This window comes from Nonlabens ulvanivorans, from assembly GCF_032922765.1.
Lineage (GTDB): Bacteria > Bacteroidota > Bacteroidia > Flavobacteriales > Flavobacteriaceae > Nonlabens > Nonlabens ulvanivorans.
In genome coordinates, this window is the sequence record NZ_CP136694.1 from 2,461,534 (window position 1) to 2,475,137 (window position 13,604).

Sequence of the window (13,604 nt, forward strand, 5' to 3'; positions counted from 1 at the left end):
ATATTTATAAAAATATCGTGTTCTACTTTAATTAGCTTGGCATAACTCCGCCGTTAGCTTCGTCTTGCCATTTTTTTAATTCGTCCCACTTACCATCTGCAGCCATTTGAGCTTGCATAGGCCATGAGTCTGTGATATGATTACCACGTACATCTGCTATGATTTCAGAAATCTTTGCAGCGTCAGTTTTTGCAAGTTCTGCAAAGGTTGTTATACCTGCCTCATTAAGAGTGCTTGCAATCTTAGGTCCAATACCTTCAACTTTCTTAAGATCATCTGCTTTAGAAGTTGCCTTCTTTGCTGCCTTAGGAGCTGCTGCAGGAGCCGCTTCTTTTGCAGGAGCTGCTTTCTTTGCAGGTGCTTTCTTTTCTGCTTTTGGAGCAGATTTCTTACCGCCTGTAGCAGAAATGCTAGAGATCTGAATTTCAGTTAATGATTGACGGTGTCCGTTTTTCTTACGGTATCCTTTTCTACGTTTTTTCTTAAAAACGATTACTTTGTCACCTTTAAGGTGTCCCAGAACTTTTGCTTCAGCAAATGCTCCTTCTATAGCTGGGGCGCCGAGAGTGATGTCGTTGTCATTGCCTAAAAGAAGAACTTTATCGATGGAAACTGTTGCTCCTTCGTCTTCTTGTAAACGATGTACAAACAACTTCTGATCTTTCTCGATCTTGAATTGTTGCCCTGCTATCTCTACGATTGCGTACATAATTGTAATTTAACTTTGTTAAAAAATGGACGCAAATATACTGCTATTCTGGTAATTAGCAAACTTTTTTAAAATTCGCTTTCGCGAAAGCGTAAATCTCACCAGTATTTAACTAAGAATTCTGATTTAGAGGCTTTTGAGAATTCCTCATTCCTCTTGTATTCCACGATTGCTTAAAAATAGGTATAATAAGTAAAGAACTCACAATAGCGGTAGAGACGCCTGATAAAAAGATAAATAGTAACAATCCCACTTCATCAGTTCCTGAAGCTAAAGGTATTGAAGCGCTCATCTCTTGAACTAAATCTGGATTAATCTCAAAAAGATAAATCGCCATAAAAACTGTGAATACAATAGAAATTAAAAAACCACTAGCTAGACCAGATAAAAAACCATCCATGTATTTAAAATCATTTGGCTGGGACTTAAAAACGCTCCTTATTATAAAATACAAACCTATCGCCATGATGGGCGCGTTAAGGAAACTTAAATAGACCTTATCTGCAACACCTATAGAGGCGATGAGTAAGAAATATGCAATTAAAAGAAAGATAATACTGAGGGATATTTTGAGTGTGTTTTTTGAAAATAACATGTTATTAAATTTTGATTGATTTTAAATTACGGCTACTCCATAGATATCTCAGCTTATTTGACCTTTCTTTAACTCATAAATAGGTAGTTAACGGCTAATTTTGAGAATTCTATAAGAAAACTGTAACGTTTCATATAGAAAAAACACTAACTAAAAGTAACAATCGTAAAAATCACAAAATGAAAAAAATTGTTTTAAGTCTTGCAGCAGCTTTTATGGCTGTGTCGGGATTTGCACAAGAAGTGGAGTACGTTGAGTATGACCTACCTAACGGATTGCATGTAATCTTGCATCAAGAAAATAGTGCGCCAGTTGTAACAACTGGAGTTATGTATCAAGTAGGTGCAAAAGACGAGGATCCAGGCAGAACAGGATTTGCTCACTTTTTTGAACACCTTTTATTTGAAGGAACAGAGAACATTGAGCGTGGGAAATGGTTTGACATTGTAAGCGCAAATGGTGGAAGCAATAATGCTAACACAACTCAAGATCGCACTTATTACTACGAGACGTTCCCTTCTAACAATTTAGAAATGGGTCTATGGATGGAAAGCGAGCGTATGTTGCATCCTAAAATTGAGCAAATAGGTGTAGATACTCAAAACGAAGTCGTGAAAGAAGAGAAGCGCCAGCGTATCGATAATGCACCATATGGAGCAATTATTTACAGAACTGGTATTGATAAGCACTTATTTAAAACACATCCATACGGGCAAAGTGTTATAGGATCTATGAAAGACTTAAATGCTGCAAAGCTTTCTGAATTCCAAGACTTTAATGACAAATATTACAACCCTAATAACGCTACTCTTGTCGTTGCTGGTGATATCAATATTGATCAAACTAAGAAAATGATTGAGGACTATTTTGGTCCTATCCCTAATAAAGCACCAAGAAATGTCCGTAAGACAGTAATTGAGGCACCTATAACTGAAACTCGTTATGCAACTGAGTATGATGCTAATATCCAGATACCTGTTAAAATCTTCTCTTATATTACTCCTAAATCTATAGATCGTGATGCATATGTACTTGATTACATCTCTTCTGTTTTAACTGGTGGAGCGAGCTCAAGAATGCAAAAAAGAATGGTTGAAGAAGAACAAATAGCTTTACAAGTATTAGCATTTGCACAGTCTAACCAAGATTATGGTACTTATACAATGGGAGCTCTTTCTAAAGGTGATGTTTCTTTAGACCAACTTGCAAAAGTGATGGATGAAGAAATCGTAAAACTTCAGACAGAATTAATCTCTGAAAGAGAATATCAAAAACTTCAAAATCAATTCGAAACTAGATTTGTAAGCTCAAACTCTAGAGTAGAAGGAATTGCAGCTTCACTTGCCACTTACAATATGTTAAAAGGCGATACTGGTTTAATCAATAAAGAATTAGACATCTATAGAAGCATTACACGTGAAGACATTAAGAGAGTTGCAAATAAGTATTTGAAACCTAATCAAAGACTAGAGTTAGATTATCTAGCTGGTAGCGCACCGACAGAAGAAGAAATGGCTGCCGCAACAGATGAGGTAAAGGTTGTAGACAATAAACTACAAATCAACAAAATCTATTTTGACAACGATAAAGCAGCAATTACTAAAAGTGCTGCAAAAGAGCTAGATCGCATCGTTAATATGATGATGAAGAATTCTACCATGGAAATTCTTGCAGAAACTTACACTGACACAAGAGGTAGCGATAGTTACAACAAAACCTTATCTCAAAAACGTGCAGATGCAGTTAAAGGATACTTAATCTCAAAAGGTGTTACTGCTAATAGAGTAAAGGCTGTAGGACGTGGAGAAGAAAACCCAGTAGTAGATTGCGAAAGCAAAACATGTTCTGATGAAGAATATGAGCAGTCTAGAAGAACTGAATTTACCATTACTAAAAAATAATATAACAATGAAAAAGCAATTTATATTTTTAATGGTATTACTCCTTACAGGAGCTGGTGCCATTGCACAAATAGACCGATCTCAAATGCCTACTTCTGGCCCAACACCAGAAATAAACCTAGGTAAGCCATATACATTTGAACTTAAAAACGGTTTAAAAGTACTTGTAGTAACTGACAAGAAGCTACCTACCTTCAGTATGAGTTTAGACCTAAATAACCCACCAGTGTTTGAAGGTGATAAGGCTGGTGTACAGTCCTTAACCGGAGCAATCATGGGAAAAGGATCTACTGAAACTGCTAAAGAGAAATTTAACGAGCAAGTAGATTTCTTAGGCGCAAGAATTAGTGTGGGAACTGGTGGTGGTTTTGCCGCTAGTTTATCTAAGTATAAGAACGACGTTTTTGGACTTTTTGCAGAAGCTGCTTTTAAACCTAATTTCACTCAAGAAGAATTAGATTTTGAAAAATCTCAATTATTAGAAGGATTAAAATCTGGTGAGAACAGTGCTGCTGCTATAGCCGGTAAAGTACGTAGCGCATTAGTTTATGGAAAAGATCACCCAGCAGGTGAATTTGCAACCGAAGAAACAGTAAACAACGTAACACTTGATGATGTTAAGAACTTCTATGCCGCTTACTTCAAACCTTCAAACGGGTACTTAATAATCACAGGAGATATTGAGAAAAAAGAAGCAAAAAAGCTGGTTAAGAAATACTTTGGTAAATGGGAAAAAGGAATGGCTCCAGAAGCTACATTACCTACTTTAAGCGACGTAGATCAAACTCAAATTAACTTAGTTGACGTACCTAACGCGGTTCAAACAGAACTGGCAATTTACAGCCTTTCAGATTTGAAGATGAATGATCCAGATTACTATGCGGCTTTAGTAACAAACTATGTTTTCGGTGGTTCTTTTGGCTCTTATTTAAATATGAACTTGCGTGAAAAGAATGGATACACTTATGGAGCACGCTCAAATATAGGTACTGGTAGAAATTACAAAGGTACTTTTACTGCAAGTGCAAAAATCCGTAATGAAGTAACTGATAGCGCCATTGTAGAAACTTTTAAAGAGTTAAATAGAATACGTACTGAGTTTGTAGAAGATGAGATGCTAGCAACTGCCAAGGCTAAATTCTTAGGAAACTTTATTATGTCTTCAGAAGATAAATCTGTAGTTGCAGATCGCTCTATAAGAATTCAGAAAAATGAACTAGACAATGACTTCTACAAGAATTTTATTGCTAATATCAATAAAGTAACTAAAGAAGACATAAAACGTGTTGCAAACAGATTTTTGAGCCCAGATAACATACGTATAGTTGTTGTAGGTAAAGCTGGAGATATTCTTGAACCGCTTGAAAAAATGACTCTTAACGGGCAACCAGTACCTATCAAATTCTATGATAAAAATGCAAATGAAACTGAGCGTCCATCAACGGTAGAAATCCCTGCTGGACTTACAGCTCAAACGGTTCTTGATAATTACATTAAGGCGATAGGTGGAAAAGATGCTGTTATGAAAATTAATGACATCTCTCAATTCTCTGCTTTTACATCTCCTATGGGAGAAGTGATCATGGATACTAAAAGTCAAAAAGGCGACAACTGGGTAATGGTTATGAAAATGGGTGGACGTGAATTAAATAAGCAAGTCTATAAAGATGGTAAAGGTACTGTAAGCGGCATGGGACAAACTCAAGAGCTTTCTGGAGACATGCTAGAAGCTGTAAAGACTGAAGCTATGTTCTTCCCAGAATTGTACCATGCAGATATGGCTACACTAGATGGCGCAGAAAGATTAGGAGATCACAATGTTTTTGTAATCAAATGGAATGATTTAAAGAAATCCTTTTATGACACAGAATCTGGCCTTTTAGTAGGAACTGAAACTACAACCATGACACCACAAGGTGAAACAAAAGTAGTAACTCAATTCTCAGAGTTTAAAGAATATGCTGGTGTAAAATTCCCTACCTCAATGGTAATTCCTATGATGGGACGTGAACTTACATTTGAATTAAAAGACCTTAAAGTAAATCCAGGATTAAAAGATTCTGATTTCTAGAAAGAGTATGATTACTACGCTTTCGCGAAAGCGTGTAAAACATAAATTTTATTATAAAAACCAGTAACTATTTAGTTGCTGGTTTTTTTTTATCTCTTGTAACCAGTACAACAGCAAATATGATGACCATAGTGGCTAGTACTTGCCAGATACTAAAGGTCTCTCCATCCATCATTCCCCATGTTAAACCTACAACAGGCATAAGGTATGTGACAGAACTCGCAAATACAGGAGAAGTGATCTGAACAAGTTTGTTGAACATAATTTTTGCAGCAACAGTACCAAAAATACACAGTACAATTATGTAGCCTAGACTTTTAAGTACTGGCTCACTAGTAAACTCTAGAGAAGCGCCATCTGCACTAAAAAATACGATTATCGCTAGAGGCAGTATAAAGATAAAATTCCCTGTTGCAATAGCGAGCGGCTTTATGTTTTGTAAATATCTTTTAATAATATTCACATTACTTGCATAACAAGTACATGCTATAAAGACTAGGCCAGCAAAAAGATAGTTCTGTTCTGGATTATTTTTCATTCCTGAGAAGACAAGAGCAATCGCTCCAGCAAGCCCGATGATAACGCCTAATAATTGGGTGCGAGAAAAAGCAATACCAAATATAACCGCACCCATAATTAAAGTAATTAACGGTACTGTTGAGTTAAGTATAGCACTTATAGCACTATCTATTTCTGTCTGTGCATATGCAAAAAGAAACGCTGGAAAAAAAGTACCTAAAAGTCCTGAGATAAAAAGCCATTTCCAATCCTTGCGATCCGTAGCTGCAAATGATTTCCAACCTATAGCTATTAAAATACATCCAGATATAATGGTTCTACCAGCACCTAGTTGCAACGGTTGTAGTACTAGATTACCGGTTCCGTCATCTCCTAATGCTTTTTTTATAAGTATAAATGAGGTTCCCCATATTAAACTAAGAATGATGAGGTAAACGTACTTGAGCTTAGAATTATCCATGTGATTGCTGAAAGCTCAAAGGTCATTCTTTTTAAGAAACTAAATCAAAGTTATTTCTTAAATGGAATACAATTATGTGTTTATACTATTTCCAATCCATGGACTCCATCATCTTACGCATATCAAGTTTGATATAATCAACGGCTGGATAAATAGAATCATAATTAGGTGTACGGTCAAAATAAAGAGATGCTGTTATAAAGTTTTGAACGCTGTCTGTTAAGTAGAATTGAACGTTTGAAGCAGCATTACCTTCAATAGCATACATCATTCCGTAAACAGATTTATCTGGATTAAGATAAATTTTATCGTCTATAACATCTGCCATACGATTATGGGAGAATGATAGCTTCTGACCATCTATTAATAACTCTCTAATATTATCCTTAACTGATGCATAGTCCATATATACCGTAGCATCCATAAAAGGATATTCTATTTTCATAGCACAATCGCCTTTAGAAAGTACTCTTGCAAAAGAATTCACCTCAAAAGTAAAAGGGCAATTACCCTTATCAAGTCTTTGATATTCAGGTGATGGATACTGTAGAGCTAGCTTTGCTTCTGGCTTGGGCTGGAGCGTATCATTACCACAACTAGCAAGAGCAATAATTGTAATTAATATAAAAAGGAATTTTAAGGCTTGGTACATTTGACTTGTTTAATGCGTTTCTTATCCATGGACTCTACTACAAACGTAAACCCTTCAAAGGTTATTTTATCTAATTTGCGAGGAAAGTATCCCGTTTGCTCTAATAAAAATCCAGCAACGGTTTCTGATTCTCCTTTTGAATTATCAAATAGCTCTTGTTCTGACTCTTCTAATTCTGTGATGCGATAAAAATCTTTTAAAGGTGTTTTGCCCTCAAAAACAAAATTCTTATCATCTAATTTTGAATACACTAGGTTCTCATCATCAAACTCATCACTAATATCACCTACAATCTCCTCAATAATATCTTCAAGTGAGATTAAACCACTGGTACCTCCATATTCATCTACTACAATAGCAAGATGCTTTTTTTGCTCTTGAAATTCTTGAAGTAAGTCATCAAGTTTTTTATTCTCTGGCACAAAGTAAACCTCGCGCAAAAGTTTAGTCCATTCAAAATTTTTACGGTCTATGTAAGGTAGTAAGTCTTTTACATAAAGCACACCTGTAATCTGATCTATACTTTCTTTAAAAACAGGTATTCTAGAATAACCATTAGATATAACCTCTGTAATAATATCTTTAAACGGCAGGCTTTCATCGAGCGCAAAAACATCTGTTCTATTGCGCATCACCGTTTTAGTGTCTGTATTACCAAAACTTACAATACCTTGAAGCAATTGCTGCTCTTCATCAGTAGTATCATGATGATCTGTTAGCTCTAATGCCTGTGATAATTGAGATACTGTAATACTTGATTTTTTATTTCCTAATCGTTCATGGATTTGAATGGTCACATAACGCATGGGTAGACTTAAAAAGCTGAATAACTTATCTAGTATATTAAGTGGTATAGCCATAAAATTTGCAAACTGCATGGCATTACGGTTTGCATAAACCTTAGGTAAAATCTCACCAAACAACAATATCAAAAACGTTGCAATAACAACCTCTAGAACAAATCTTAACCACTCTGTATCTATAGAGTATAACCAACTATCTGCTAGTATACTAAAAATAAGAACTGTCGTAATATTGATTGCATTATTTGCGATCAGTATGGTTGCAAGCAATTTTTTAGGTCTAGCAAGAAGTTTTGCTACTAATTCACGTCTAGGGAAATCTACATGTTCATCTTCTAAATCTATAGTTTCTAACGAGAATAAAGCAACCTCTGCACCACTGACCATGGCGCTTAAGATTAATAATATTATAAAGACTAAAAAATAAACCAGCTCACTAGAGCCAGAAAGTATTGCAAACAATAAATGCGATGAGTCGGGATCCACTATTTGTAATTAAAATGGTAAATCATCATCGTCATCGCTAGATGTAGGAGCTGGCGCACTTTGATAACTCTGGTTAGCTTGCTGTTGTGGCTGTGCTGGGCGACTAACCTGTTGTGGTTGAACTGGTCTTTGTGATTGTTGTTGAGTAGGTGCTGCGTTCTCACCTTTAGGAGTTAAAAACGTGAATTCTTGAACTTGTATTTCAGTCGTGTAACGTTGTTGTCCATCCTCGCCAGTCCACTGTCTGTTTTTAATGCGACCTTCAATATAGACCTTATCTCCTTTTTTGAGGTATTTTTCACAAACTTCGGCAGCTTTGTTACGTACTACGCAATTGTGCCACTCTGTGTTAGAAACACGCTCACCAGTATTTCTATTAACATACTCTTCATTAGTTGCCAGCGGGAAACGACCTATACAGTTACCACCTTCAAAATACTTCATTTTCACTTCATCACCGGTGTGTCCTATAAGAATCACTTTGTTTACTGTTCCTGCCATTTTATACTTTTTTGATTAATATCAAGCGTGTAAAGATAATTAATCTTAAAGATAAGAATTCCAGAACGAACTCATAAAACGATGCATTAAAATATGTAGTGGTTTTTGAAATGCTTGTTGAATAGTAGTCCCATTTTCAATTTCTTGATCTATTTCAACAATCCAGAAATAAGCATGAATCTTGCGATGCGATAGCTTATGGATAATGGGATCTTGATTATATACGCTTTCGCGAAAGCGGAATCCTGACCACCATTCCTGTTGTTGTAGTTTATCTCTAAATTCTACTGATAATAGAGCTCCATCGCTTTCTATAAAGGGAAACTCAAACAAACCTGCCCAGATACCAGATTGCGGACGCTCTTGAAGCATCGTATTATCCTGAGGTGTTTGTAGTACTATATAATGGTGATGTAAATTTTTTACTTTTGCCTTTTTAATTTTTACAGGCAATTCATCAATACGATTATCACTTAAAGCGATACAATCATCGCTAAATGGACAAGTAGCACAGTCAGGATTTCTAGGTAAACATTGTAATGCACCAAATTCCATAATTGCCTGATTATATACATCTGGCTGATTATGATCTATCAACTGAGACGCTAATTTTTTAAACTCTTTTATACCAGCACTCTCATTAATAGGAGTACTTATACCATATATTCTAGATAAGACCCTATACACATTACCATCTACCACTGGAACGACCTCTTTATATGCAAAACTTGCAATAGCTGCTGCTGTATAATCGCCCACACCTTTTAATTTCAATAGCTCTTTATAAGAATCTGGGAACAAACCACCCATATCAACTACCTGTTGAGCTGCCATATGTAAATTCCTAGCCCGAGAATAATAGCCCAATCCTTGCCATAATTTGAGTACATTTTCTTGTGGAGCAGCGGCTAATTGATAAACCGTAGGATAGGTATTAACAAAATTCTCGTAATATGGTAAGCCTTGATTTACACGAGTTTGCTGTAATATAACCTCACTAAGCCAGATGCGATAAGGGTCTTGAGTAGCGCGCCATGGTAAGTCTCTTTTATGTATTTCATACCATTTTATAAGTAGTTGGTGAAAACTCATTGCATATTTATTTAAGAGAGCGCAAGATATATCTTCTTAAATTTTAATCAATTAGAGAATTGTATTTGTATTATTACCGTATATTTGCGCCCTGTTTAACAAACCCTATTAATTAATTATTCAATTTAAACATGACTAAAGCAGATATCGTATCTAAAATTTCAGATAAGTTGGGAATGGAAAAGACTGATGTACAGGCAGCTGTAGAATCTTTCATGAATGAAGTAAAAGGTTCCTTAGAATCTGGAGAGAATGTATATCTACGTGGTTTCGGAAGCTTTATCGTTAAGACAAGAGCTGAGAAAACTGGACGTAATATTTCCAAGAATACAACGATTAAAATACCAGCTCACAATATACCAGCATTTAAACCTGCTAAAGTATTTGTAGAAGGTGTGAAAACAAGAGTAAAAGTTAAGTAAAAATATAAGAGATATGCCAAGCGGTAAAAAAAGAAAAAGACATAAGGTAGCAACCCACAAACGTAAAAAGCGTCGTCGCGCTAACCGTCACAAGAAGAAAAAGTAGTATTTCACTACTTTTTCTTTTTATATCAAAGTCTGGTACAGTTGTCACCTTTTAAATTGCACACTTTAAGAAAAGTCGTGTTGGTACCTTGTACTATATGAGGAGCCACTTTACCTTTTGATATAAACACAACCTTAAGTTCATTGACATAGAGTTATAGGGATATAACTCGTATCGTTATAGGTATGATATCTATAACATTATTTAAAGTATAACTTTTTCTATAATCCTTACGGGATTATAGAACTAACAATTGGAATCATGGATAAAGAAATTATTATCCGTTCCGGTTCTACTAAGGTCGACTATGCACTTACTAAAAATGGTAGGTTAGTCGAGCTACACCAAGATGAAGATGAAAATAAATTTGCGGTAAGCGATATATTTATTGCCAAATCTCGCAAGGTCTTATCTGGTCTTAATGCCTCATTTGTAAATGTAGGTTATGAAAAAGATGGTTTTTTACACTATCATGATCTAGGACCACAATACCTTACCCAATTTAAATTCACGAAGCAAATTCTGAGCGGTAGACGCAAGAATTATGCATTAAAAGATATTAAACTAGAAAAGGAATTAGAAAAATCAGGTAGCATTACAGATGTAATTGCACCTAACCAACCTATTCTAGTACAAGTAGTTAAAGAACCTATCTCCACAAAAGGACCTAGATTAAGCGCAGAGCTTTCTATCCCTGGTAGATATGTAGTTCTCGTTCCTTTCTCAGATCGTATTTCTATTTCTCAAAAAATAGAAGATCGTGAAGAAAAGAGCCGACTTAAAAGACTTGTTAAAAGTATTAAGCCTGCAGGCTTCGGCGTTATAGTACGTACCGTTGCAAAAGGTAAACTAGTAGCAGAACTGGATCAGGACTTACAGAACCTTATCACAAAATGGGAAAATATGTGTGCTAAATTGCACAAAGCAAATTTCCCTTCTAAAGTAATGACTGAAGTCAGTCGTACTAATTCAATTATGAGAGATGTTTTTAATGACACCTACACGTCTATTGTTGTAGACGATGAAGAAGTATGTTCTGAAATCAAAGATTACCTTAAAACTATCGCTCCTCACAAGGAGTCCATCGTTAAATATCACAATCCTCGCACACCTGTTTTTGAAAAATATGGTATTGAGAGACAAATAAAAACGTCATTCGGCCGTACGGTTTCAATGAGCAAAGGTGCTTACCTTATCATTGAACATACTGAGGCAATGCACGTTATTGATGTTAACTCTGGAAATAGATCTAACAAAGCAAATAGTCAAGAAGACACTGCTCTAGAAACTAATCTTATCGCCGCTAGTGAAATAGCGCGACAATTGAGATTAAGAGACATGGGTGGTATTATAGTTGTTGACTTTATAGACATGCGCCAGGCAGAAAATAGAAAAAAACTCTATGAACACATGCGAGATGAAATGTCTGAAGATCGTGCTAAACACAAAATACTTCCTCCTAGTAAATTTGGATTAATTCAAATCACTAGACAACGTGTAAGGCAAGAAATGAATATCAAGACTCGTGAAGAGAATCCTGATGGCAATGGAAATGAAATTCAAGCTCCCATTCTTGTTATCGATAAGATAAAAGAAGAGTTAGAAAAACATTTAAAAAATGGACACAAAAAAGTGACGCTTAATGCGCATCCTTTTGTTGCGGCATTTATAACTAAAGGCTATCCTTCCATACGTTCTAAGTGGTTTATGAATCACAAAAAATGGATTAAAGTATCGCCTAGAGATGCTTACACTTATCTAGAATACAATTTCACAGATAAGGATGGTAAAGTACTCTAAACCTTTTAAAAACGCCTATAGACGTAAGTTTATAGGCGTTTTTTTATAGAACACAGCTACTTAGATACTATTTACATAATACTATCTTTGTAATATGCAACAAGAAACTTTTACCGTTGAACAAGCTACTCGTGCTATAGAACGCTATTGTGTCTATCAAGAGCGCTGTCATAAAGAGGTAGAAGATAAATTGCGTAAGATGGGAATGATTCAACTCGCGATAGATGAAATCATACCACATCTGATACAGCATAATTTTTTAAACGAAACTCGTTTCTCTCAAAGCTATGCAAGAGGAAAATTTCGCTATAAACATTGGGGACGTAATAGAATTATACGCGAACTCAAATTGCGCAAAATAGGAGAACGTAATATCAAAATTGCTTTACAAGAAATCACTCCTGAAGAATATGAGGTTTCATTTGATACGCTTTCGCGAAAGAGGTATGAACAACTACACAACGAAAAAGATAAATATCGCAAACGTAAGAAACTAGCCGACTATCTTTTATACAGAGGTTGGGAAGGAGATTTAGTGTATGATAAGGTAAAAGAGCTTATTTCTTAATATTTAGCTTTTTATGAGTACGTGTTACAGCTTGCTCATTTTTATAATCAATCCAGTCTTGTCCTTTTTTACGACGCATGTAGTTATCATAATACCTCATGAATCCTAAATTATATAATGCCTTCCCTAGATTTTTTAACTTGCGTGGATAGCTGCGCAAACTTATAGAAAAACCTGGCGTTAGATAATGCATAAAATGCCAGTAACCTTCTGGCATATAGAGCATTTCACCATGATTTAATTCACATACATAACCTTGTGCTTGTTTTAAAGCAGGCCACTTTTCAAAATCTGGATTAGTAAAATTTATATCTTCTCGTGCTATTAATGAGTGTGGCACTCGATAAAGAAACTTACTCTGATCTGGTGGAAAAATGATACAGCGCTTTTTACCATGAAAGTGAAAATGCAATATGTTAGTAAAATCAATATCATAGTGCATAAAGACTCTTGAATCTGTACCACCAAAGAACATCATAGGCAAGCCTTTAATTAACCTCATGCCTAGTTTTGGGAACTTAAAATCACCTTGAAGAATAGGAACCTCACTTAATATATTATACAAGAAAATCCTGAATTTAGTAGGCTTGCTTTTAAGCAGGTCCACATAATCTGCCATTTTCATTTCTGCATGAGCCTGATTAAAACCTTCATCATGCTTTACTGGTCTGTCATCATACAGCGGCACTGTTTTATCTCCTGCAACTTCCTTGATATATTCTAGATTCCATTTTTGATAAGCTGGCCAGTCTTCTGTTAGTTTTTCTATGACAACAGGACGCTGAGGTTTGAGATGATTTTTAACAAAATCTTCTTTACTCATTGTCCTAACTCGAGGTATGTCTTTCAAATTCAATTGCTGCATAGAAGATATAACGTAAAATTAATCTATCCAGTTTATGGAAATAGCACTTAAAAT

The 13,604-nt window shown here is 35.4% G+C and carries 13 protein-coding genes; 5 read left to right on the plus strand and 8 right to left on the minus strand.

Annotated features, from left to right (window positions below; genetic code table 11):
- Positions 1-31 precede the first annotated feature (31 nt).
- Both rplU and R1T42_RS11120 read right to left on the minus strand, forming a co-directional pair.
- Positions 32-709, minus strand: coding sequence for a 50S ribosomal protein L21 (gene rplU, locus R1T42_RS11115; RefSeq protein WP_042269104.1), 678 nt, complete (start codon positions 707-709; stop codon positions 32-34).
- A 112-nt stretch (positions 710-821) separates the two neighbouring features.
- Complete coding sequence (locus tag R1T42_RS11120) at positions 822-1,304, minus strand: DUF4199 family protein (RefSeq protein WP_317290373.1); 483 nt, start codon at positions 1,302-1,304, stop codon at positions 822-824.
- A 179-nt stretch (positions 1,305-1,483) separates the two neighbouring features.
- On the opposite strand from R1T42_RS11120, the gene R1T42_RS11125 reads away from it, so the two are divergent.
- Together R1T42_RS11125 and R1T42_RS11130 are read left to right on the plus strand one after the other, a co-directional pair.
- Positions 1,484-3,205: an insulinase family protein gene (locus R1T42_RS11125; protein ID WP_317290374.1), complete on the plus strand. Its 1,722-nt coding sequence runs from the start codon at positions 1,484-1,486 to the stop codon at positions 3,203-3,205.
- 7 nt (positions 3,206-3,212) lie between these two features.
- On the plus strand, positions 3,213-5,276 hold the full coding sequence (locus R1T42_RS11130) for an insulinase family protein (RefSeq protein ID WP_317290375.1): 2,064 nt from the start codon (positions 3,213-3,215) through the stop codon (positions 5,274-5,276).
- Between the two features lie 67 nt (positions 5,277-5,343).
- Here the strand turns inward: R1T42_RS11130 and R1T42_RS11135 are convergent, their stop codons facing one another.
- The 5 genes from R1T42_RS11135 to mutY all read right to left on the minus strand — a co-directional run bounded on the left by R1T42_RS11135 (position 5,344) and on the right by mutY (position 9,789).
- Positions 5,344-6,255 carry a DMT family transporter gene (locus R1T42_RS11135; RefSeq protein WP_317290376.1) on the minus strand — a complete coding sequence of 304 codons (912 nt, stop codon included), beginning with the start codon at positions 6,253-6,255 and terminating at the stop codon, positions 5,344-5,346.
- 85 nt (positions 6,256-6,340) lie between these two features.
- Positions 6,341-6,907, minus strand: a complete 567-nt coding sequence (gldD, locus tag R1T42_RS11140) for a gliding motility lipoprotein GldD (RefSeq protein WP_317290377.1) — start codon at positions 6,905-6,907, stop codon at positions 6,341-6,343.
- Positions 6,892-8,196, minus strand: coding sequence for a gliding motility-associated protein GldE (locus R1T42_RS11145; RefSeq protein ID WP_317290378.1), 1,305 nt, complete (start codon positions 8,194-8,196; stop codon positions 6,892-6,894). The genes gldD and R1T42_RS11145 overlap by 16 nt, the downstream gene beginning before the upstream one ends.
- 9 nt (positions 8,197-8,205) lie before the next feature.
- Positions 8,206-8,697, minus strand: coding sequence for a single-stranded DNA-binding protein (locus R1T42_RS11150; protein WP_042295020.1), 492 nt, complete (start codon positions 8,695-8,697; stop codon positions 8,206-8,208).
- 45 nt (positions 8,698-8,742) lie between these two features.
- Positions 8,743-9,789 carry an A/G-specific adenine glycosylase gene (gene mutY, locus R1T42_RS11155; protein ID WP_317290379.1) on the minus strand — a complete coding sequence of 349 codons (1,047 nt, stop codon included), beginning with the start codon at positions 9,787-9,789 and terminating at the stop codon, positions 8,743-8,745.
- 131 nt (positions 9,790-9,920) lie between these two features.
- Here mutY and R1T42_RS11160 point away from each other — a divergent pair, with 131 nt between their 5' ends.
- The 3 genes from R1T42_RS11160 to R1T42_RS11170 all read left to right on the plus strand — a co-directional run bounded on the left by R1T42_RS11160 (position 9,921) and on the right by R1T42_RS11170 (position 12,685).
- Entirely contained in the window at positions 9,921-10,211 is a 291-nt protein-coding gene (locus R1T42_RS11160) for an HU family DNA-binding protein (protein WP_036583580.1), read from the plus strand.
- A 367-nt stretch (positions 10,212-10,578) separates the two neighbouring features.
- Positions 10,579-12,117 carry a ribonuclease E/G gene (locus R1T42_RS11165; RefSeq protein ID WP_317290380.1) on the plus strand — a complete coding sequence of 513 codons (1,539 nt, stop codon included), beginning with the start codon at positions 10,579-10,581 and terminating at the stop codon, positions 12,115-12,117.
- A 94-nt stretch (positions 12,118-12,211) separates the two neighbouring features.
- The gene (locus tag R1T42_RS11170) at positions 12,212-12,685 is read left to right on the plus strand and encodes a regulatory protein RecX (RefSeq protein ID WP_042295025.1); all 474 of its coding nucleotides are present in this window, start codon (positions 12,212-12,214) and stop codon (positions 12,683-12,685) included.
- On the opposite strand, the gene R1T42_RS11175 is transcribed toward R1T42_RS11170, so the two are convergent.
- Positions 12,675-13,550 carry a cupin-like domain-containing protein gene (locus tag R1T42_RS11175; protein WP_317290381.1) on the minus strand — a complete coding sequence of 292 codons (876 nt, stop codon included), beginning with the start codon at positions 13,548-13,550 and terminating at the stop codon, positions 12,675-12,677. The two genes, R1T42_RS11170 and R1T42_RS11175, sit on opposite strands and share 11 nt — an antisense overlap.
- Positions 13,551-13,604 lie beyond the last annotated feature (54 nt).

Bases quoted from the DNA above. Each gene is read 5' to 3' on its own strand.
- rplU (WP_042269104.1), bottom strand. From the start codon at position 709: ATGTACGCAATCGTAGAGATAGCAGGGCAACAATTCAAGATCGAGAAA.
- R1T42_RS11120 (WP_317290373.1), bottom strand. From the start codon at position 1,304: ATGTTATTTTCAAAAAACACACTCAAAATATCCCTCAGTATTATCTTT.
- R1T42_RS11125 (WP_317290374.1), top strand. From the start codon at position 1,484: ATGAAAAAAATTGTTTTAAGTCTTGCAGCAGCTTTTATGGCTGTGTCG.
- R1T42_RS11130 (WP_317290375.1), top strand. From the start codon at position 3,213: ATGAAAAAGCAATTTATATTTTTAATGGTATTACTCCTTACAGGAGCT.
- R1T42_RS11135 (WP_317290376.1), bottom strand. From the start codon at position 6,255: ATGGATAATTCTAAGCTCAAGTACGTTTACCTCATCATTCTTAGTTTA.
- gldD (WP_317290377.1), bottom strand. From the start codon at position 6,907: ATGTACCAAGCCTTAAAATTCCTTTTTATATTAATTACAATTATTGCT.
- R1T42_RS11150 (WP_042295020.1), bottom strand. From the start codon at position 8,697: ATGGCAGGAACAGTAAACAAAGTGATTCTTATAGGACACACCGGTGAT.
- mutY (WP_317290379.1), bottom strand. From the start codon at position 9,789: ATGAGTTTTCACCAACTACTTATAAAATGGTATGAAATACATAAAAGA.
- R1T42_RS11160 (WP_036583580.1), top strand. From the start codon at position 9,921: ATGACTAAAGCAGATATCGTATCTAAAATTTCAGATAAGTTGGGAATG.
- R1T42_RS11165 (WP_317290380.1), top strand. From the start codon at position 10,579: ATGGATAAAGAAATTATTATCCGTTCCGGTTCTACTAAGGTCGACTAT.
- R1T42_RS11170 (WP_042295025.1), top strand. From the start codon at position 12,212: ATGCAACAAGAAACTTTTACCGTTGAACAAGCTACTCGTGCTATAGAA.
- R1T42_RS11175 (WP_317290381.1), bottom strand. From the start codon at position 13,550: ATGCAGCAATTGAATTTGAAAGACATACCTCGAGTTAGGACAATGAGT.